Origin of the sequence: Colwellia sp. RE-S-Sl-9 (genome assembly GCF_048296855.1) — a bacterium.
Lineage (GTDB): Bacteria > Pseudomonadota > Gammaproteobacteria > Enterobacterales > Alteromonadaceae > Pseudocolwellia.
Map to the genome: position 1 here is coordinate 2090693 of NZ_CP182631.1, position 21492 is coordinate 2112184.

20 protein-coding genes are annotated in these 21492 nt (G+C 33.6%); 8 read left to right on the plus strand and 12 right to left on the minus strand.

Annotated elements, in window-relative coordinates:
* Window positions 1-23 precede the first annotated feature (23 nt).
* The 4 genes from cysD to tviB form a co-directional block, all read right to left on the minus strand.
* Window positions 24-923 (minus strand): sulfate adenylyltransferase subunit CysD, encoded by a 900-nt coding sequence (gene cysD / locus ACM9HF_RS08950; RefSeq protein WP_077339436.1) that lies wholly within the window; start codon window positions 921-923, stop codon window positions 24-26.
* Between the two features lie 195 nt (window positions 924-1118).
* Window positions 1119-2015 carry a UTP--glucose-1-phosphate uridylyltransferase GalU gene (gene galU, locus ACM9HF_RS08955; protein WP_473617565.1) on the minus strand — a complete coding sequence of 299 codons (897 nt, stop codon included), beginning with the start codon at window positions 2013-2015 and terminating at the stop codon, window positions 1119-1121.
* Window positions 2016-2073: 58 nt separating this feature from the next.
* Window positions 2074-3093, minus strand: coding sequence for an NAD-dependent epimerase/dehydratase family protein (locus ACM9HF_RS08960; RefSeq protein ID WP_473617568.1), 1020 nt, complete (start codon window positions 3091-3093; stop codon window positions 2074-2076).
* Between the two features lie 232 nt (window positions 3094-3325).
* Window positions 3326-4606 (minus strand): Vi polysaccharide biosynthesis UDP-N-acetylglucosamine C-6 dehydrogenase TviB, encoded by a 1281-nt coding sequence (gene tviB, locus ACM9HF_RS08965; protein ID WP_473617570.1) that lies wholly within the window; start codon window positions 4604-4606, stop codon window positions 3326-3328.
* A gap of 369 nt (window positions 4607-4975) precedes the next feature.
* Between tviB and ACM9HF_RS08970 the strand changes: the two genes are divergently transcribed.
* From ACM9HF_RS08970 to serA, 4 genes are all read left to right on the plus strand, one after another.
* Window positions 4976-6496, plus strand: a complete 1521-nt coding sequence (locus ACM9HF_RS08970; RefSeq protein ID WP_473617573.1) for a peptide MFS transporter — start codon at window positions 4976-4978, stop codon at window positions 6494-6496.
* Between the two features lie 91 nt (window positions 6497-6587).
* On the plus strand, window positions 6588-7187 hold the full coding sequence (locus ACM9HF_RS08975; protein WP_473617577.1) for a 5-formyltetrahydrofolate cyclo-ligase: 600 nt from the start codon (window positions 6588-6590) through the stop codon (window positions 7185-7187).
* A gap of 157 nt (window positions 7188-7344) precedes the next feature.
* A complete protein-coding gene (gene rpiA, locus ACM9HF_RS08980; protein ID WP_473617580.1) occupies window positions 7345-8001 on the plus strand; it encodes a ribose-5-phosphate isomerase RpiA in 657 nt (218 codons plus the stop codon).
* Between the two features lie 119 nt (window positions 8002-8120).
* On the plus strand, window positions 8121-9356 hold the full coding sequence (gene serA, locus ACM9HF_RS08985) for a phosphoglycerate dehydrogenase (RefSeq protein ID WP_473617583.1): 1236 nt from the start codon (window positions 8121-8123) through the stop codon (window positions 9354-9356).
* A gap of 96 nt (window positions 9357-9452) precedes the next feature.
* Here the strand turns inward: serA and ACM9HF_RS08990 are convergent, their stop codons facing one another.
* From ACM9HF_RS08990 to ribH, 4 genes are all read right to left on the minus strand, one after another.
* A complete protein-coding gene (locus ACM9HF_RS08990) occupies window positions 9453-9920 on the minus strand; it encodes a phosphatidylglycerophosphatase A family protein (protein ID WP_473617585.1) in 468 nt (155 codons plus the stop codon).
* 2 nt (window positions 9921-9922) lie between these two features.
* Window positions 9923-10894: a thiamine-phosphate kinase gene (gene thiL / locus ACM9HF_RS08995; RefSeq protein ID WP_473618277.1), complete on the minus strand. Its 972-nt coding sequence runs from the start codon at window positions 10892-10894 to the stop codon at window positions 9923-9925.
* A gap of 106 nt (window positions 10895-11000) precedes the next feature.
* Entirely contained in the window at window positions 11001-11417 is a 417-nt protein-coding gene (gene nusB, locus ACM9HF_RS09000; RefSeq protein ID WP_473617589.1) for a transcription antitermination factor NusB, read from the minus strand.
* Window positions 11418-11483: 66 nt separating this feature from the next.
* Entirely contained in the window at window positions 11484-11948 is a 465-nt protein-coding gene (gene ribH, locus ACM9HF_RS09005; protein WP_473617592.1) for a 6,7-dimethyl-8-ribityllumazine synthase, read from the minus strand.
* 221 nt (window positions 11949-12169) lie between these two features.
* Here ribH and ACM9HF_RS09010 point away from each other — a divergent pair, with 221 nt between their 5' ends.
* The 4 genes from ACM9HF_RS09010 to ACM9HF_RS09025 are packed head-to-tail and all read left to right on the plus strand — an operon-like array spanning window position 12170 to window position 16224.
* Window positions 12170-13360: a glycosyltransferase family 4 protein gene (locus ACM9HF_RS09010; protein ID WP_473617596.1), complete on the plus strand. Its 1191-nt coding sequence runs from the start codon at window positions 12170-12172 to the stop codon at window positions 13358-13360.
* The gene (locus ACM9HF_RS09015) at window positions 13357-14598 is read left to right on the plus strand and encodes an O-antigen ligase family protein (protein WP_473617600.1); all 1242 of its coding nucleotides are present in this window, start codon (window positions 13357-13359) and stop codon (window positions 14596-14598) included. Before ACM9HF_RS09010 ends, ACM9HF_RS09015 begins: the two co-directional genes overlap by 4 nt.
* Window positions 14588-15502: a glycosyltransferase family 2 protein gene (locus ACM9HF_RS09020; RefSeq protein ID WP_473617604.1), complete on the plus strand. Its 915-nt coding sequence runs from the start codon at window positions 14588-14590 to the stop codon at window positions 15500-15502. Before ACM9HF_RS09015 ends, ACM9HF_RS09020 begins: the two co-directional genes overlap by 11 nt.
* The gene (locus tag ACM9HF_RS09025; RefSeq protein ID WP_473617607.1) at window positions 15502-16224 is read left to right on the plus strand and encodes a WecB/TagA/CpsF family glycosyltransferase; all 723 of its coding nucleotides are present in this window, start codon (window positions 15502-15504) and stop codon (window positions 16222-16224) included. The genes ACM9HF_RS09020 and ACM9HF_RS09025 overlap by 1 nt, the downstream gene beginning before the upstream one ends.
* 345 nt (window positions 16225-16569) lie before the next feature.
* On the opposite strand, the gene ACM9HF_RS09030 is transcribed toward ACM9HF_RS09025, so the two are convergent.
* From ACM9HF_RS09030 to wcaK, 4 genes are all read right to left on the minus strand, one after another.
* Window positions 16570-17487, minus strand: a complete 918-nt coding sequence (locus ACM9HF_RS09030; RefSeq protein WP_473617611.1) for a GNVR domain-containing protein — start codon at window positions 17485-17487, stop codon at window positions 16570-16572.
* Between the two features lie 151 nt (window positions 17488-17638).
* The gene (locus ACM9HF_RS09035) at window positions 17639-18940 is read right to left on the minus strand and encodes an oligosaccharide flippase family protein (protein ID WP_473617614.1); all 1302 of its coding nucleotides are present in this window, start codon (window positions 18938-18940) and stop codon (window positions 17639-17641) included.
* Entirely contained in the window at window positions 18930-20171 is a 1242-nt protein-coding gene (locus tag ACM9HF_RS09040) for a glycosyltransferase (RefSeq protein WP_473617618.1), read from the minus strand. The genes ACM9HF_RS09035 and ACM9HF_RS09040 overlap by 11 nt, the downstream gene beginning before the upstream one ends.
* A complete protein-coding gene (gene wcaK / locus ACM9HF_RS09045) occupies window positions 20168-21418 on the minus strand; it encodes a colanic acid biosynthesis pyruvyl transferase WcaK (protein WP_473617622.1) in 1251 nt (416 codons plus the stop codon). The genes ACM9HF_RS09040 and wcaK overlap by 4 nt, the downstream gene beginning before the upstream one ends.
* Window positions 21419-21492 lie beyond the last annotated feature (74 nt).

The following is a 21492-nucleotide window of genomic DNA, read 5'->3' on the forward strand; positions in this document are numbered from 1 at the left end:
ATCTTTACGAATAAAAGAGTTATTTAGAAATAACCTTCCATTTTCTTCTTCTCCATTGAACCAGATGAATCATGGTCAATTACACGCCCTTGGCGCTCAGAAGTTTTTGTTAATAACATTTCTTGAATAATTTCAGGCAAAGTTGTCGCGTCAGACTCAACAGCCCCTGTAAGTGGGTAACAACCTAATGTACGAAAACGTACATTTTTCATTTGTATCTCTTCGCCTTCTTCAATCGGCATACGATCATCATCCACCATAATTAATGTACCATCGCGTTCAACAACAGGACGTACAGCAGATAGGTATAAAGGAACAATTTTGATGCTTTCTAGATAGATATATTGCCAAATGTCTAATTCTGTCCAGTTAGATAATGGGAAAACACGAATACTTTCACCTTTATTTACTTTACCGTTGTAGATATTCCACAACTCTGGACGTTGGCTTTTTGGATCCCAACGGTGATTTTTATCACGGAAAGAGTAAACACGTTCTTTAGCGCGAGATTTTTCTTCATCACGACGAGCACCACCAAAAGCAGCATCAAAACCATATTTATCAAGGGCTTGTTTTAAGCCTTGAGTTTTCATAATATCGGTATGTTTAGCACTACCATGAGTAAATGGGCCAACACCGGCGTCAATCCCTTCTTGGTTTTTATGTACTAATAATTCAAAGCCATATTCTTTAGCCATTTCATCACGAAAGGCGATCATTTCTTTAAACTTCCACGTAGTATCTACATGTAATAAAGGAAATGGAATTTTACCCGGAGCAAAAGCTTTACGAGCAAGGTGTAATAATACAGCTGAATCTTTACCTACGGAATAAAGCATAACAGGGTTATCAAACTCTGCCGCAACTTCGCGCATAATGTGGATTGATTCAGCTTCAAGTTTCTGTAAGTGAGTTAAATTCATCGCTGTAATACTAACTTTTAGTAAAATATAAGTGCGATTATAATGACACAGCTAAGTCAACACTTCCATATAAGAAATGACTTGGTTAGACGAAATAAGAATAAATAAAATTAGAAAGATTGGTGTGTAATAAAAAAGACCTATAACAAACGTTATAGGCCTTTACATTTATAAAGAAGGATTTAAGTTTTTCTATTAACAAACAAGTTGCTTTACGTAAGCTCTAAATTCTTCAGCTATTTCAGGATGGCGTAAACCATACTCAATATTCGCTTTCATATAACCTAGTTTAGAACCACAATCATGTGATTTACCTGTCATATGAAATGCTTCAACGGTTTCTTTTTCCATCAATGCATCTATTGCATCAGTTAACTGAATTTCGTCACCGGCACCTGGACGTGTAATAGCCAGTAGGTTCCAAATTTCAGCTGATAATACATAACGACCTACAACGGCTAAATTAGATGGCGCATCTTCAACATCAGGTTTTTCAACAACTGCCGTCATAGCTTTTGACTCGCCGGCAACTAACTCTTCGCCACCGCAATCAACTACACCGTAGTTTTTTACTTGATCCATAGGTACTGGCTCAACCATAATTTGGCTATGTCCTACTTCGTCAAATCGCGCAAGCATTGCAGCTAAGTTTTCTGTTTTTAGATTAGCGGTAGTTTCATCTAAAATGACATCAGGTAACACAACAACAAAAGGTTCATTGCCTATAATTGGGCGAGCTTTTAATACCGCATGACCTAAACCTTTTGCTTCGCCTTGGCGTACATGTAAAATCGTAATACCTTTAGGGCAAATAGCTTGAATTTCTTCAAGTAGCTGGCGCTTAACACGTTTTTCTAAGGTTGTTTCTAATTCAAACGATTTATCAAAATGGTTTTCAATCGCGTTTTTTGATGAATGAGTTACCAACACAATTTCTTTGATACCTGCGGCAATACATTCATTCACAATGTATTGAATGAGAGGCTTATCAACTATAGGCAGCATTTCTTTTGGTATTGCTTTAGTGGCAGGTAACATACGAGTTCCTAGACCGGCAACTGGAATTACTGCTTTTTTAATTTTGTTAGTCATCAATTTTCCTTATTGTCTTCGCTTTTTTTAAACTGTTTATTAATCATAACGTTATGTTTTATAAATTACTTACGTACCAAGTCATAGCTTTTTCAATACCTGACTGAATACGATATTCAGGATCGTATCCTAATAAGCTATTGGCTTTACCTATATCAGCTTGAGAATGCCGAACGTCTCCAGCTCTAAACTCTCGGTAAACCGGCGATTTTTCATAGCTAATATCATTTGTTTTTAAGGCATTTTTTAAACTATCAAATAAAATATTTAGTGTTGTTCTATCGCCAACAGCTACGTTGTATACATTGTTTTTAGCTTCATCATTTGAGGTAGCGGCTAAAATATTCGCTTGTACTGCGTTTTCAATAAAACAAAAATCTCGACTAGTTTCGCCATCACCATTAATAAATACATCCTCATTATTAAACATGGCCGATGTCCACTTAGGAATAACGGCAGCGTAAGCACCATCAGGATCTTGTCTTTTACCAAATACATTAAAGTAACGTAAACCTATAGTATTTAAACCATAGGTTTTAAAAAACACATCAGCATAAAGTTCATTAACGTATTTAGTTACGGCATAAGGTGATAATGGATTACCAATATTTTCTTCAATTTTAGGCAGTGCCGGATGATCTCCATAAGTAGAACTAGATGCAGCATAAACAAATGTTTCAACTTTAGCTTCTTTTGCTGCAACCAGCATGTTTAAGAAGCCAGTCACATTTGCTGAGTTTGTCATAATAGGATCAACAATCGAACGGGGTACAGAACCTAAAGCAGCCTGATGTAGAATATAATTAACATCGGTTACAGCTTTATGACAGTCTTCTAAGTTTCGAATGTCACCTTCAATAAAAGAAAATTTAGCCCACTGCTCTGTTGATACTTGAGCTTGAACTTCATCTAAGTTCTTTTGGTGGCCTGTAGCAAAGTTATCTAAGCCGACAACTTCTTGATTTAATAAAAGTAATGTTTCAATTAAGTTAGAACCAATAAAACCTGCACAGCCAGTCACAAGCCATTTTTTAGAATTATTTTTTAAGTTGTCTTGAATTTCTTGATATCGATTCATTGAATGTTCCATTTATGGATGAGAGATAATTTTATTATAATAGAGATATGAACCACCTAAATACAAAAACAGTATAACATTAATAAGTGAAGGATTTTAAGCCTCAAAAGCTATAGCTGAATAAATTTCAGGTCTTATAAAAATAATCAGTATCTAAAAAAGAAAAAACCAAACGTTTACATGAGTAAAGGTTTGGTTTATGTTTTTGATGTTTAGATTTGTTAAATACCGTTTATAAGCGGATATCCGAAAAATCCATGTCTAACATATATTTTAAATCATAAATAATATGCTCGGTTTTCATCAGTGCTTTAATATCACTATTGCTCATTGCTTTAAACTGATTATGTGCCACGGCAAAAATAACAGCATCGTAATTACCTGCCTTTGGCTCAGAGATAAGATCAACATTATATTCATGTTTTGCATCTTCAGGATTTACCCAAGGATCGTAAACATCTACATTCATTTGGTATTCAGCAAGCTCAGATAAAATATCCACAACTTTAGTATTTCGAACATCAGGACAATTTTCTTTAAATGTTAGCCCCATTACTAATACATTTGCACCATTCACTTGTAACTTACGCTTGATCATTGTTTTAGTTAATTGAGAAACAACGTATTCAGCCATACCATCATTAATTCGACGACCAGCAAGAATAACTTCTGGATTATAACCAATAGATTGAGCTTTATGCGTTAAGTAATATGGATCAACACCAATACAATGTCCGCCAACTAACCCAGGACGAAATGGTAAAAAGTTCCATTTAGTGCCTGCCGCTTTTAATACTTCTTCGGTATCAATACCTAATTTATTAAAAATTACAGCGAGTTCGTTAATAAGAGCGATATTCAAATCACGCTGAGTGTTTTCAATTACTTTTGCCGCTTCTGCCACTTTAATAGATGAAGCTTTATAAGTACCCGCAGTAATAATTGAACCATAAAGCTGATCAATAAACTCTGCTATTTCAGGCGTTGAACCTGATGTTACTTTTAGAATATTAGTAACACGATGCTCTTTATCACCCGGATTAATTCGCTCGGGGCTATAACCAGCAAAAAAATCTTTGTTAAAAATGAAGTCTGAATGCTTTTCTATCTCAGGGATACAAACTTCTTCCGTTGCACCGGGGTAAACCGTTGACTCATAAACAACGATATCATTTTTAGAAATGACTTTTGCCAGCATTGCGCTTGCTTTCACTAAAGGTGTTAAATCAGGTTGTTTGTGTTTATCGATAGGTGTTGGTACCGTAACAATATAAACGTTACAGCTTTTTAGGTCTTCTACATTACACGAATAGCTAATATGCTTTGATTCTGCTAATTCTTCAGAAGAAACTTCTAGCGTGAAATCATGCCCTGATTGTAATTCTGTAATGCGTTTTTCATGTATATCAAAACCGACCGTTTGATACTTTTTACCAAATTCAACAGCTAAAGGTAAACCTACATAACCTAAACCAATGATACCAATTTTTACATCGTTTAATGATTGCGACATTACTATGCAAACCCGTTCGTTAAAATTTCAAATAATTATTCTTATCTTACTATTAAACAATAAACAAAATAAACCTATAACGTAAATAATACTCGTACGACTAATTTATTGTTATCTCTAATATAAAAAAATTTTACATATCAAATATTTTATACTTTATATTAGTTCTGTATTTATAAACTCAATGCCTGCTAAGTATTATAGAAAATCATGTACTTTTAGAGTTATTGAGCTTTATATATAAACAGTTCAACTGATTTATTTGCTTTGTGTGGTATTTTTTAAATAAAGTCAATTTCACACGGTTTAATGATTAACTTTCTTTAGAAAAAATCAAACGATAATACAACAATAAAAAAGGTAATGTGAATGGAACAATCATCACAAGATACAAAATTTTTCGGCCATCCTACTGGGTTAACAACGCTATTCTTTACAGAAATGTGGGAAAGGATGAGTTATTACGGTATGCGCGCCTTACTTGTTCTCTTTATGACAGCTACCCTGCAAGAGGGCGGATTGGCATTAACCGTAGCAACAGCTGGTGCGATTTATGGTTTGTATACAGGTAGCGTTTATTTTATGGGGCTTCCCGGCGGTTGGATTGCCGACAGGTTACTAGGGGGGCAAAAAACCGTTTGGTATGGCGGTATAATTATCACCATAGGGCATATAGTACTTGCCCTACCTAACGATAAAACGTTTTTTGTTGGTTTAATACTCGTTATTTTAGGTACTGGATTATTAAAACCGAATATTGGCGCTATGGTAGGCCAGCTATATTCATCAAAAGACAGACGCAGAGATGCAGGTTATGCTATTTACTATATGGGCATTAATTTAGGTTCTTTCTTTGGCTATATTATATGTGGCTACTTAGCAACCAATATGGGATGGCACTGGGGCTTTGGTGCTGCTGCTGTTGGTATGGGCTTAGGCTTAATACAATATAAGTTAACATCTCCAAAGCTAAATGGTGCGGGCCTTGTCCCCCCATCTCCTTTATCACCCAAAGGAGCCAAAACGGCCTGGCTAGTTATCGTTGGCTTTTTAATTACGGTAGCCGTTATTACAACACTTGTTTTTCAAGGAAAAATTATAATTAACGCGGTTGTTTTAGCTCAATACACGGCGATTACGTTCTCTGCTATTTTTGTATTATATTACGCTGCTATTTATATGTTTGGAAAACTCTCTAAAAGCGAAACACTCAGGTTAACCGCATTATTATTAGTATGTGTTGCTTCCGCTTGTTTTTGGTCTGGATTTGAGCAAGCTGGCTCATCACTTAACCTATTTGCAAGAGACTACACAGATAGAATGATAGGTAGTTTTGAAATCCCTCCTGCATGGATGGGTTCTGCTAATGCCTTTTTCATTATTATTTTATCTCCCTTTTTTGCTGCTTTGTGGATGAAACTAGGCCAAAAATTAGTAACTCCTGCTTATGGCCTTAAATGTGCTATTGGTTTAATCATTATGGCAAGTGGCTTTCTTATTATGTTTTTTGCCGCGCAATACGCAGCATCAGGATTAAAAGTAGCCCCGTATTGGCTTATAGCAACTTATTTTCTACATACCGTGGGTGAATTAATTCTTAGCCCCACCGCATTAAGTGCGGTTAGTAAATTATCACCTAAGCGTTTTGCAGGGCAAATGATGGGCGTATTTGTATTGACCTACTCTATTGGTAATATTATTTCAGGTTTACTAGCTGGAAGTTTCGATCCAAATAACGTTGAACAAATGCCATCACTGTATATTCAAATTAGTTTATTTAGTATCGGTATAGGTATCGTAATTTTATTGCTTAGCCTTAAAACTCGATTTTGGGAATTACTCGCAGAGCAAGAAGGTAAAGAAGAAAAAAGCTCGCCTCAAGTAGCCTAGCCAATAAATTTCCTCTAACATATGCTCGTATGTTAGAGGACTCCCTCCTCTATAGAAGCAAAGTTAAAGCAACAATACAGGTGATGTTATTTTGAATAGCAGAATAGAGCTAAGAAAAACGATTAGAGAAAAACGATCATCATTAACTCAGCAAGAACAAGCTAATGCTGCAGCACAACTACTTAATCAATTAACGTCTCATACCAGCATACTTTCAGCACAACACATTGCTATTTATTTAGCTAACGATGGTGAGCTGAATACCTCTGCTTTTATTGATTGGTGTTGGAAACACAATAAGCAGGTATATTTACCGGTAATTCACCCTTTCAGTAAAGGCCATTTGTTATTTTTAGAATACACGCCAACGACCCCTATGCTTAAAAACCGCTTTGGAATTTTAGAACCTAAACTCGATGTTCGTCTTATTCAGCTAATACATAACATAGATATTATTTTTACCCCCTTAGTTGCCTTTGATAAATCAGGTGCTCGCTTAGGTATGGGCGGTGGGTTTTATGATAGAACGTTACAAAAATGGTTTGAGCACTATAAAACCAATAAAAACGCACGCCCTTATCCAATAGGTTTAGCACATGATTGCCAGCTTGTTGATTCTGTTCCTGTTGAAGATTGGGACATTCCTATTCCTAACATTATAACCCCCAGCCAAAACTACTCATTTAAATAAATATCCAACGCTAGCCGCTCAACCTATCGCTTTCATTACGATAGTTGGTGTATAATTACGCGCATAAAAAATGTTCATTATCCACGCTATGTTGCTTCAATAAAATTCAGCACTAGAGTGATACTTTGTTTGCTCATATATAAGTTTAAGGCTCATCATGACACAAGACGATATGAAAAAATCTGCGGCAATTAAAGCTCTAGATTTCATTAAAGATGACACGATTGTAGGTGTTGGAACAGGTTCCACAGTTAACCACTTTATTGATGCTTTAGCGACGATAAAAGATCGTATTACTGGCGCTGTTTCAAGTTCTGAAGAGTCAACCAAACGTCTTCAAGCACACGGCATTGAGGTTTTTGATTTAAATAACGTTGACGGTATTGATGTGTATGTAGATGGTGCTGATGAAATTAATTCACACATGCATATGATCAAAGGTGGCGGTGCAGCACTCACACGAGAAAAAATTGTTGCAGCCGTAGCAAAAACCTTTATATGTATTGCAGACAGTTCAAAACAAGTCAGAGTTTTAGGAACATTTCCATTACCTGTTGAAGTTATTCCTATGGCCAGAAGTTATGTTGCTAGAGAAATAGTTAAATTAGGCGGTGATCCTGTATACAGAACAGGTGTAGTAACCGATAACGGAAACGTAATTCTCGATGTATATAACTTAGACATAATTGATCCAATCACATTAGAGAAAGACCTTAATGCCTTGGTAGGCGTTGTAACTAATGGCCTGTTTGCTAATAGAGGTGCCGACACACTTATTATTGGTACACCTGAAGGCGCAAAAATAATAAATTAGTGCTTTAGAGTTTAAGCACTATATGCTAGTTTATACATACATTTGGACATCTAAACGTCCATAACTTTAAATTTTGTTAGCCACTGGCTAAACCCATTCATTAAGAGAATTTAAATATCATGAGTACTAATTCACTCGCTAAAGAAAAAATTAAAATTTTATTGTTAGAAGGTGTTCACGAAAGCGCACTTGAAGAACTAAAGTCACAAGGTTATAACAATATAGAATATTTAAAAACGTCTTTGTCGGAAGAAGATTTAATAAAAAAAATTGCTAATGTTCACTTTATTGGTATTCGTTCACGTACTAACCTTAATGAAAAAGTACTTAGCCACGCTAAGAAACTTGTTGCTGTTGGCTGTTTTTGTATTGGTACTAACCAAGTAGATATCAAAGCAGCCCAATCATTAGGTATCCCAGTATTTAACGCACCTTTCTCAAATACTCGTTCAGTTGCTGAATTAGTATTAGGTGAAACCTTATTATTACTTCGTGGTATTCCTGAAAAAAGTGCTAAAGCACACCGAGGTGAGTGGGATAAATCAGCTGCGGGTTCATTTGAAGCTCGTGGAAAAACACTCGGTATTATTGGTTACGGCCATATCGGTATGCAGTTAGGTGTTCTTGCTGAAACTGTTGGTATGAAAGTTAAATTTTATGATGTAGAAACTAAATTACCATTAGGTAATGCAAGCCAAACACCATCATTACGCGCATTACTGCAAGAATGTGAAGTTATTAGCTTACACGTTCCTGAAAACCCGCAAACTAAAAACATGTTTGGTGCTGAAGAAATTGCTAACATGAAAGATGGCGCTATATTAATTAACGCATCTCGCGGTACAGTCGTTGATATAGATGCACTAGCTGACGCATTAGCAAGTAAAAAGCTATCTGGCGCTGCTATCGATGTATTTCCTGTTGAACCTAAAGGTAATGATGAAGAGTTTGTTTCACCATTACGTGCTTTCGATAATGTTATTTTAACACCACACATTGGTGGTAGTACAAAAGAAGCACAAGAAAATATTGGTTTAGAAGTAGCAAGTAAACTTGCTAAGTATTCTGATAATGGTTCAACTTTATCAGCAGTTAACTTCCCTGAGGTATCATTACCAAGCCATGGTGGTAAAGGTACAAGCAGGCTATTACACATACATCACAACCAACCAGGTATATTAAATAAAATTAACTTAGCATTTGCTAAATTAAATATTAATATTGCCGCTCAATATTTACAAACAGACGATAAAATTGGTTACGTTGTTATAGATATTGAAACAGAAGATAGCGTATTAGCGCTTAAAGAATTAAAGAAAATTGAAGGTACGGTTAAAGCTAGAATTCTTCACTAAAAGCAATTTATTAGATACAAAAAAGGTAGACATAATGTCTACCTTTTTTATTGCTTATTTTTTATGGAATATTGAGGCCTATAAACCATCAATCGTTTAAAAGATAAAATGCATACATGCAAGTGCCATAAACCCTGCAACTACATCATCAATCATAATACCAAAGCCGCCGTGTACGTACTTATCTAAATAAGAAATAGGCCAAGGCTTTACAATATCAAATATACGAAACAGTACAAAACCAACAAGAATACTTTGCCAGCTAATAGGTACTAAAAACATAGTGATTAAATAACCAGCTATCTCATCCCAAACAATAGCCCCATGATCGTGTACACCAACATCTTCAGCCGTTTTACCGCAAATATAAATACCAGCGATGCACACAACGAATACGGCCAAGAAATAAAATAAAGGCGTAAATAAAGTAAATAAAAGAAAAACAGGAATAGCAGCTAATGTACCAAATGTACCAGGAGCTTTAGGGCTTAAACCACTACCAAAACCCAATGCTAGAAAATGAATAGGATTTGATAACGTAAACTTAACCACGGCCTTATTCATATTTACGGTTCAGACTTAGAAAAATGTTCAAAACCATTAACGCTCATTGTCACATTTTCACCATCTAAAACAGTTGTAATTTTTTCAGTTCCGTTTAACTGCCCAATACAAGTAGTTGGAATACCTATGTTTGCCAAAGCTGTTGCCATCCCTACTTTATTGTCTTCAGGTACAGTAAAAAGTAACTCGTAATCATCACCACCCGATAGTGCTAGTTCTATAGCTTTGTCTCTACCGAGAGTTTCACGCATTACCGTCGAGATAGGAATATTCTCTAAGTTAAGCTTAGCTCCAACTTTTGAGGCTTTACAAATATGCCCTAAATCTGAAATAAGCCCGTCAGATATATCAATTGCTGAAGTAGCGTAATCTCTTAACGCCTGTCCAGCTAAAACTCGAGGTCTAGGGTAGTCTAATTGCTCAAAAACTTTACCTTTATCAGCATCGACAAGATCAACTTTACCTTGTAGGTTTTTTATTGCTAATGCAGCATCACCCAATTCACCCGTTACGTAAAGCCAATCACCAGCTTTAGCATTTGAACGCGTGATATATTTATCTTTGGGTGTTAATCCTTGAGCGGTAACCGTAATGCTCAAAGGCCCTTGAGTAGTGTCTCCACCAATAAGCTGAACATTATAAAATTCACATAACTCAAAAATACCAGCACAAAACTCTGACAACCATTGTTCATCAACTTCAGGTAATGTTAATGCTAACGAGATCCATGTAGGCTCTGCGCCCATTGCCGCTAAATCAGATAAATTAACCGCAATAGCTTTATGGCCAATAGCTTTTGGTGATGTATTTTCAGGAAAATGAACACCAGCCACTAAAGTATCTGTAGTTACAGCAATAAGCTGATGTTCTGCCGGAGCTAACAAGGCACAGTCATCACCAATACCTAAAATAACATCTTTGCGTTTAACTATTTGCTCTGAGAAATAATGCTTAATTAAATCAAATTCTTTCATAGGGGAATATTCAGTTTTGATTATTTGATGTGTCACAAAAACACATCAAATAATTGAGTAGGCTTAAAGTGTGTTGATTAAAACTACAGAAAGTAGACTTTACTCACTAAGCTTCTTTACGGATTAGTTTAACGGCCTTATCTAAAACACCATTAACAAACTTGTGGCTGTCATCTGCTGCAAAAGATTTAGCAAGTTCAATGGCTTCATTGATCACAACTTTGTATGGCACATCTAAACATTCCTTTAATTCAAAAATAGCCACTCTGAGAACCGCTTTTTCAACATGGTCAACATCATCTATAGGTCTATCAACATGAGGAGCTATAAGTAAATCTAACTCGCTGGCTGATGATGTTACACCACGAAATAATTGCTGAAAAAATGGAATGTCAAAACGGCGAGCAGCGTTGTCCACTAAAAAATTAGCTTCGATATCGTTAACAGCATTTTGACTTAATTGCCAAGAATAAACAGCTTGTACGGCTAATTCTCTGGCTTTTCTTCTAGGTGATGGCTTCACAGGTACATCCAAATATAAAATTAAAACTTATTATAACTAACGCAAACGAGTATAAGATTTGAAAACTTATAACAACTCTAAAACATTAATCATTTCTAAAGCACTTAAAGCTGCTTCAGCGCCTTTATTACCCACTTTGAGGCCAGCTCTATCAATAGCTTGCTCAATAGTGTCGGTAGTAATAACACCAAAGGCTACAGGAATAGTAAACTCCATTGCCACTTGCGCTAAACCTTTATTACACTCGCCAGCTACAAAATCAAAATGCGGCGTACCACCACGAATAACCGCACCAATAGCGATAATAGCGTCGAAACCACCTTTTTGAGCAACACGCTTAGCTGCTACAGGTAACTCATACGCACCAGGAACACGAATAACTGTAATATCGCTGTCTGCAACGTTACCATGACGTTTAAGTGCATCAACTGCACCTTCTAATAAACTCTCAACAACAAAACTGTTAAAACGAGAAACAACAATGGCAACTTTTTTGCCCTTAGCATCGAAATTAGCTTCAATTACATTCATGGAAATAACCTCTCGGTAAAAAATTGACGCGATTCTATCAAAAAATGGAGGATTTAGGTACTCGTTTATCCTCAAATATAAAATTAGTAGTGTTTATTATTTTAAATTCAAATACTAAATTTATTTATTCTTAAGAAACATAATTTTTTTTACTGGCGACACATGAAATGAAACAAGTTAAAATAAGAATAAGTTAAACTTATCACTAGATAAATAAAGCAATGAAAGAAACGATAGTAATAACAAGTAATGCGTATTTTCCAAATATTGGTGGAGTAGAAAACTCCTTAAAGTATCTAGCAGAAAGTTACATCAACTTAGGGTATAACGTCATTATTGCTATTAGCGATGTTTCAAATAAAAATCATATTTTACCTCATAAAGAAATTATCGATAACGTAACTATTTACAGATATAACTCATACTCCCAAACTAAATATGCACATAAGTATTTCAAAGGAATTAGAGCATTATTCAATGCATATGCTTTACTTAAATATATCAAACAGAATAACAATGTTATATTAACAATAAGTCGTTTTCATACGACAACAGTACTCGCAAAATTATGTAAATTATCTAATGTTATTTATTTAGTTCCTGGCGTAGTAATTAATCAAAATAACAATAAAAACTTAATAAGCAATACTGGTTTAGCAAAAATAAAATTAAACATATCAAAAATATTACACCATAACATTCAAAAAATGGCTTTAAAGTATTCCGATCAAGTTATAGTCTTTAGTGAGAACATGTCTACTCAAATATCACAAATAATTCCCTCACTGAAACATATACCTATTGTAAAACCTGGAGTAGATCCAGAGCGATTCATTCCTGTTCAAAACAAAATATCACTAAAAGAAAAGTTTAGTATTCCTACAGATAAAATAATATTACTAACAGTAGGGCGATTTGTTAAAGCAAAAGGGTTTGAAATGGTTATAGATGCATTACTTAACTTACCAAAATGCCATCTTGTGATGGTAGGAGATGGTGAAAACTACACATCAATCAAGCAACAAATAACAAATAATAAATTAGAAGATAAAATCACGTTAACGGGTCCGCAAAGCGATACCGCACCATACTACCAGTTGGCGGATATATTTGTAATGTCTTCTACTTATGAACCTCTTGGACAAACCATCCTTGAAGCTCTATCTACTGGTTTACCTATAGTAGCCTTTAAAGGATCAAAAATTACTACCGCGACACAAGAGCTATTAAGTGAAAAAGAAGCTCTTTATACTGATTCTGTAAACGAAGCAGGAATTACAAAATGTATAAGGTTATTAATCGATGAACCATCCTTAAGGAATTCAATGTCAAATAATAGTCGTAGGATAGCAATTGATAGATTTTCTTGGAATAAATTAGGTGCTCAAATTTTAAAGTATAAGAAAAAATGAGTTTTATCATACCTAAAAAAATCCCGTTATTTTCACTGTTTTTTTTCCTTGTTATTATCTTACTACCTGTTGTAGATAACTTAACGGGAGCGCTTTTTAAACTAAAAATAACGTCTGAAAATACTATAGGCTCCCCTTCACAAATAGCTAGATTTATTTTATTTGCTCTTGTAATCTTGATGTTAGATAGAGCAAAATTTCGTTCTTCACTTAAAATCATTATCTACGCAATGTGTTATCTTTTTTTAACTGAAGTATTCATTGCATGCTTCCATATGAACTTAAAAGCGTTTATCTCTGGCATTATTTTCTCTATAAAAATTCTATTTTCACTGAGTTGTTATTATTATGTGGCTAATTGGATTAATTACGATAGAACACGGACAATTTACGTAATAAAGCAACTAATAAATTACGGCACCATCGTTTCATTATTGGTATTAACTGCATACTTTTCTGGCTTTCATATTTCAAATTACCAAATAGGTATAGCAACAAGAGGATTATTTATATCAGGGAACGGGTTGGGTGTAGTTTTGGGTGTAAGTACTATATTACTTATATGCTTTAATGATAAAATAACACTAAGAAAATTTTTTCATATAGTGCTTTTAATTATAACTACAGCATTATTAGGTACAAAAGCTAGCCTAGTATTTTTATTAATAGCCTTAATATTATTAGCATACAAATTATCTAAGCAATCACCAATAATATCAGCAGTGGCCATTACTATATTAGCTATTTATTTATTACCTACACTTATCAGCGTAGTTAGCAGTGTATTTGAGAATATAATATTCAAATTTAATAGTATAGATAACAAAATGCACTTTATAGCAAGTTCCAGAGATACATTTATTCGGGATGCCTTTACAGAGCTTAACACAAATGGCCTTTATTCATTTAGAGTGTTATTTGGAGGAGGAGCATACTACGCTTATACTGACTTCAGCTCCGGAGCATTATTATTACGAAAAACTTTAGAAAACGATTTATTTGAACTATTTTTCTCATACGGTATTATTACTGTCTTAATTTACGTATCTGTTTATTTTTTCGCGCTTAAAAAGAGTTTGCATAAGAAGGAGTTTGCAATAGCACTCACAATGAGTTTAGCTTTCTTTCATTCGATCACCGTTGGGCATGTATTGTTTAATGGTACATCAGCCATAACTTATGTTTTATGCCTTGCGATAGCGACAAAAGGTTCTAAAGTAAATAACCATGACTTCTAAATTAAGCGCTGTAATTCCCCTTTTTAATAAATCACAATATATAAAAAGAGCAATAGAGTCTATTTTAAATCAAAATCACCCCGTTGATGAAATAATTATTGTGGATGATGGCTCAACTGATAATAGTGTAGAAATAGTTAACTCAATTAAAAGTAATAAATTAAAAATAATTTCACAGAAAAACCAAGGCGTATCTTCTGCTAGAAATAATGGAATAAAAAATGCTTCAAATGAATACGTATTATTAATTGATGCTGATGATATTTGGTTACCACATTTCACTACAGAAATCATCAAATTGATAAAAGCCTATCCAACAGCAGGAATGTTTGCTACTGCTTATTCATTTATAAAATTCAAAAAAATCACACCCGCAAACTTACGTTTTGTTCCTAAAGATTCGGGCCTCATTCAAAACTACTTTTTATCTTGTATAAAAGCTGATCTTCCTGTTACGGCATCATCAGTTGCGATAAAAAAAGAAGCATTCTATCAAGTTGGAGGTTTTATCCAAGGTATGGCTATGGGAGAAGATCAATTATTATGGTCGCGAATTGCATACAAATACCCTATTGCGTTTAGCAATACTATTAGTGTTTACTATGATATTTCTATTGCAAATAGTGCATGTAAAACACATATTATAACAAGCTTAGCCCCCCATATTTCATACTGGACTGAAGACTTAAAGAATGAAGAAGTACCTAATAACTTCCGTAATAGCTTAAAGCAGTTATTGCACTTTAGCGCTTTATATTGCGTTAAAAACAACTTAAAAGTAAACAATAAGAAACAAGCTAGAAAAATTCTCTTTAATGAACCAACATTACTTAAAGACAGTTACTGGTTTATTAGTATATTTCTTACATTTTTACCATATTTTATTATTAAAAGAATATTTTAATGCACCCTTTATTAGCCATTGTAAAAAAAACTCCAAACATTCAAAGAGAATTACTTAAAAGTATTCATAACAAAGATTACTCTTGTAAAGCAATTTCATTTATTAACCCATTTTCCTATCAATTGTTAAGGAATAAAAAAGACTCATATAAAAATATTGACCACTATCACAGCGATGCAATAATCTCTAGCTGGGTATTTAAAAAATTACTCAATCAAGATACTCCAAGAGTCAGTTTTGACTACGGTTCTTTTGCCAAATATTTTTTTGAAACAGCAGAAGAAAACCAATTAAAGATTTTTATTTTAGGAAGTAAAGAAAGTGAATTAAAAGGCGCTATAACACAATTTAAAAAATATTATCCTAAGTTAAATATTTGTGGATATCATAATGGTTATTTTGATGACGACAATAAAATATTAGAATATATAAAATTAAGCAAAGCCAACTATGTTATTTGTGGTCTTGGTACACCTAAACAAGATGAATTTGCACAATTAATAAAACAAAGTTTACCCCTACAAATAAAACAAATATATACTTGCGGAGGCTTTCTGCACCAAAGTAAAAATAAAGTAAACTACTACCCAAGAGTTATTAATAAATACAATTTACGTTGGTTATACCGTATGTTTAAAGAACCTAAAGTAGCAAAAAGGCTGGCAACTCAATACCCTATGTTTTGTTTTTTTGTTTTATTCGACCATTTAAAAAAACAATAAGTTCAATTTTGATATTCTCAATTTATTAAATATTATTCAAGGGTACATAAAAGCCACTAAAGATCATTAAAAGAGTTACCTCTAATACCAACTGTGAATATGATCTTTGATCAGCGTATTTTAATCTCTACATACTCACAAGTTTGTTTTATCAGCCCTAGACTTTCAGCCCACATTACCAATAAATAAACGATAGCAATACTTCGTTACCCAAATAAAATGGTAATTATTTTATATTTGATATGCATACCATTACAATATTCCACACCTATATAATAAACATAACTACTAGCCGAAAGCTATACAGTTTAAAGTCTAAGGGGTAAACCAATTCCTTCAAACGAATCAATTAGATTTTAAAAGATATCTTATAGAAAAAAATATAAAGCAGAGAATACCGCCTATAAAACCGCCCAAAACAGTAATCAAAGCACGTTTAGGAGAAGACTTTTCTTCTGGAAAAATAGCAGGATCAATAACTTTAAAAATGTATTCGTTGCGTGCCTTTGCTAAAGTTAACGATTTTATTTGCTCTTCGATAAGAGAATAATAAACGTTACGAATACCTGCGTTTCTTTCTAACTCCAATTGATGCTGCAAAAAAGCAATTTGTTTTTCCCCTCTACTTAAATCATCTTGGCGTAGTTCATTGTTTAAAGTTTTAATTAGCTTAGACAGCAATAATTGAGCATCATTGGGATTAAGTGACGTAAAACTAATTTTAGTGACTCTATTAGTTGTATCCATATCAACAGTCAAAGACGACTTTACAAGTTCATGGATTTCTAGATCAGTTGGATAGTAGCTAATAGGCTTATCTGCGCGCTGTAACCACACACCGTTTTCTTTGTCATACTTATCTTCATAATAAACATACTTATCTGTGGTAATATCCCACTTTTTTACAGCAAATAACTTTACCTCAAGTTTATTAAACTTAACAAAATCAACTAAAAATCTACGTGATTTTAATATTTGTAATGCTACAAGCTTATTTTTTTTTGAGTTACCTACATTAATACCAGCTAAGCTTGCTAGCCCCCCAAGTTGGCCGGACATACCATCCAATCCACTGGTCTCGTCATCTGCTTCTGTTAATAAAATTTCTGATGTATATTGGTTTGGTAAGTCGATTGATATGTAAGCAAAAACACCTGCTACAACAAAACCAATAACTAAAAACCATTTCCATTTTGATACTAGATAAGCAATAAGTCTACCCAAATCAAATAAATTACTCTCGTGTTCTGAAATATTGTTCATCAACAACCTTTGTTATCTAACGTTTAACTTTAGTGAATATATTATCTTTCATTAACTTACTCTATTCTACGTTACTCTGATAAAAATAATTATAAAATTAACGTAATATTACTTTTTCTGTAATTCATTTTAAAAATAGAAAAATATAGCTTTAGTATTCATTAGGCAGACTGTATTTAATAATACAATATAAAAAAACAATAAAAACGATTCTTATTAAATGTTTTTTATGATCAATACCACCGATATATTTTGAAAAATATATCGGTGCATAAAAGGATAACAATAATTGTGAACCAATCATTGCTAAAGCAAATGCTTCTAATGTCTTAAAAGGAAAAGCCAAACATAGTACAACTACGGATAACATTGCAGATATAAGGTTCCATCTAAACTCAATATTACTCACACCTTGTGATTGTGCTAGTACGCCAAATAAACTACCTATAGGCCTTAGCAAGCCAACCAACAATAGAGTTGTATATATTTCAAATGAATATATATAATCTTGACCAAAAAACTGCGGAATTAAATAGTAAAGTGCAATGGTTAAAATCAAATAGACAATCATATTAAGAAGTAATATAGCTTGACTGGCTTGATTAAAAATTAGTTTAGTGCCTTTAACTGAAGTTTGAACTTTAGCAAGTCTAGGTAGAGCCAGCTTGGAAGTTATTGGGGCTATTAACTTTGTTGGTTGCATAATAAACTCTTTAGCTAATGAATAAACACCGAGAGCTTCAATCCCTAACCACTTTCCGATAATTAATTGATCTAATTGTGTACGTAATTGATTAATTATTTGAGACCCCATCTGAAAAAAACCGAACCTAAGTGCAGGCTTGATTATATTTTTATCAAACGAAAAAGAAGGATGCCACTCTACAGGAGATATAAACAGAATGAGTAATAACTTAACAGCTGAACCAATCAATACGGCATAAAGATAGCCAAACAAAGACATATTTAAATAATAAACAAAATAAAGAACAAAACATAATAATATTACTTTTGAAATAATTTCAATTTTAGCAAGTAAATCACTCTGCAACATTTTTATAAAATGTGCTTGATACTGCGATGTTGCACCAATGATAATAAAGTTAAAAGCTACAATTTGAAGACCTTTTGTAATATTATCTGATACATAAAAAACACCAATAGGAATCGATAAAAAAAAGACAATAATAGTTGCTAAACAACCTAAAGCTAAATTAATACTAAATAGTGTAGATTCTTCTTTTTTACTTATGGATTGTCTATGAATAAAATAGCTAGACAAACCTAAATCCTGCAAAGAAAAAGCAAAGAAAAGCACTATATTAATAATAGCTAATTCACCTAAAACCCCTACATCCTCAGATTGCGATAGAAGTATTAATACAATTATCTGACTAAGCGCACTTATACCTGTTGAACCAAAAATCCATATTGCTTCTTTTTTAATGCTCATAAACTGATGTTGCTATCTCTTTAAGGTCTTTATATAAGGACTTTTGGTTAAATTTTTCAGCAATTGTATTCAATGCGTTAGCTCTTATTTGAGCGATATCAATTTGGTCATCATTAATTACCTTAGCTAAAATCTCACATAATTGTCTTGGCGAAGATTCCGATGCTAAAAAGCCTGAACAACCATCTTTAATAAGCTCAGGGATGCCACTATGAACAGTTGACACAACAATAATCCCCATAGCCATAGCTTCCATTAAAGCAACAGGAATCCCCTCCATATCACCATTTTTTGCTGTTATTGAAGGTAATAAAAAAACATCTGCTTCGTTTAAGTAATTTTTTACCGTTTCCTGCGATTGAAAACCAGTTAACTCTATATCACTTTCTAAATTCAAATTATTAATATGTTCTTTCAGTTTTTCTTCAAGCTCTCCGCCACCTACAATTTTATAATTAAATTCAACTCCCCTTTGTTTCAACAAATACATTGCTGACACAGCATCAAACAAGCCTTTTTTCTCCACAAAGCGAGCCACAGTAATAATTGATAAAGGTAAATTTAATGGTTTCTTTAAATCTCTACTTGAAAAATCGTCAAGGTTTATTCCCATTCTATTAATATAAATTTTATGAGCAGGGCACCCCATCTCAATTAAACGTATTTTCCATAACTCACTTATAGGTAACATTACATCACCTTTTATGAACAATTGAGCATATTCATTCTGAAAGTTATTCAAGACATCTTTTACTGATATATCAGCTCCATGAAAAACAGTCATTAACTTACCCTCTAATAAGCCAAGAGTTTTAAGATGATTTGCAATAACTCCTACAACACCGAAATGGGCAACGATAACATCGGTTTTGATTGACGATTTAATAGATGCTGTAACTGAAGGCAAGAGAAGTGACTTACTCATTTTACCAAATTTTTTAAAATTTAAAGAATGAATAATACGTTTTGTTAATAAACACTTAATTATTGAGCTACAACGCTGAAATATACAATAAATTTTTGAATCTTGATTTTTTTCTGTTATTAGATAACGAGTTTTAGCCAGTAAGTCATGTTTTATAAGCTCCTTGGCTTCTAACGCTTTCGAAGACCCTCTTCTTAAAGCGAGTACTTCCACTTCAAGACCTAAGTCTATTAAACCATTAATTTGATTTATTATAAAAGTTTCGGACTGTACTGGAAATTCACCTAAAAAAAAAGTTACTTTCATTTATTAAGGTCTCTAATATCAGATATTACAGATGTTACCATTTTATGGGCGCGATATTTTTCTGCATCAACAAAAGGTTTAAGCCCCCCCCTTTTTTCATCAACATTGCTTAAGACTGTATTGATAGTATTACTGAGAGAACCATCAAACAGACTTTGTATTTCTTTTGAATACTCACTCAAACCTAATTGTTGCATTATTCCTTCTGATTTATGCTCATAATTTAAAGCAATTGCGGGAGTATTAAAATTCATCGAAATAATAGCGCTATGCAAGCGAGTACCAATAGTAAGCTTACAATATGAAAGGAAATGGCCAAGTTGAACATCATTAAGCTCGTCCATCACTACCGTATACCCCAATTTCGACTTAACTTTTCGCCCAACATTGAGAGCTACCATACGGTCATCTTTATGATAACTATCAATACCTGTACATGTTGACACTGCTACGACTTGATACCCTTTAGCAATAAGTTCATCTACAAGTTGAGAAAAAGCAGTTTCATAATCATGCTGACTTACGTTTAAACGTTTGTCAAAAGGAGCAAGTTCTCTTAATGTTATTGCTACTGTAGGCGCCTGATTAACCAAACTAAGTAAGTCTCTCGGTATATAAACAGGAGAAGTATCAACTAACCAAGCAGTATCTGCACCTTTATGCACTTTAGAAACAGGTATTCGAGCCTCTTCCATTAAAGATAAACTAACTGGCTCTCTCAGCGAGAGTAAATTAACTCGTCCAAAAACAGCTTTTGCTAAAGCATTAAATTCAGAAATTTGAAATGGTCCAACGGAGTGTCCAACCATATACAATGGCTTTTCAGCAATAAGTGCACATAAAGCGTGCTCGAATTGCGCACAACCATATAAATCAACAAAAAAAGATCCCCCAACCTGAATCACAGCATCATATTTCTTTAAATCTTTTATGTGTTGCTGGATATGATGCGGTAGTTTCCCCTTCCACCAACCTTCAAGCGTCAAAAAAAGTAACTTAGGCAACAATTTTTGGCTAAACTTTTTCCAAATTCTATCTAGCCTACCGCCTCGTTTTTTATGATATAAATAAAGAAGATCAGAGTGTAATGTTTCACCTATTAGGTAAGATGAACTTATTGGATAACGTGTAATTGCATCAATTTCAATATTAGGCTCAATTCCTCTTAAACTAGAACATAAGCCACGTAATATTGCACCATCCCCTCTGTTCCCACAGGTATGATTACCAACTAATAATATTTTCATTTTATTTTTCGTTTTAATACTTGTTTTTGTTATTGACCAAACACCAGTTATTTATTAGATATATAACACCTAAA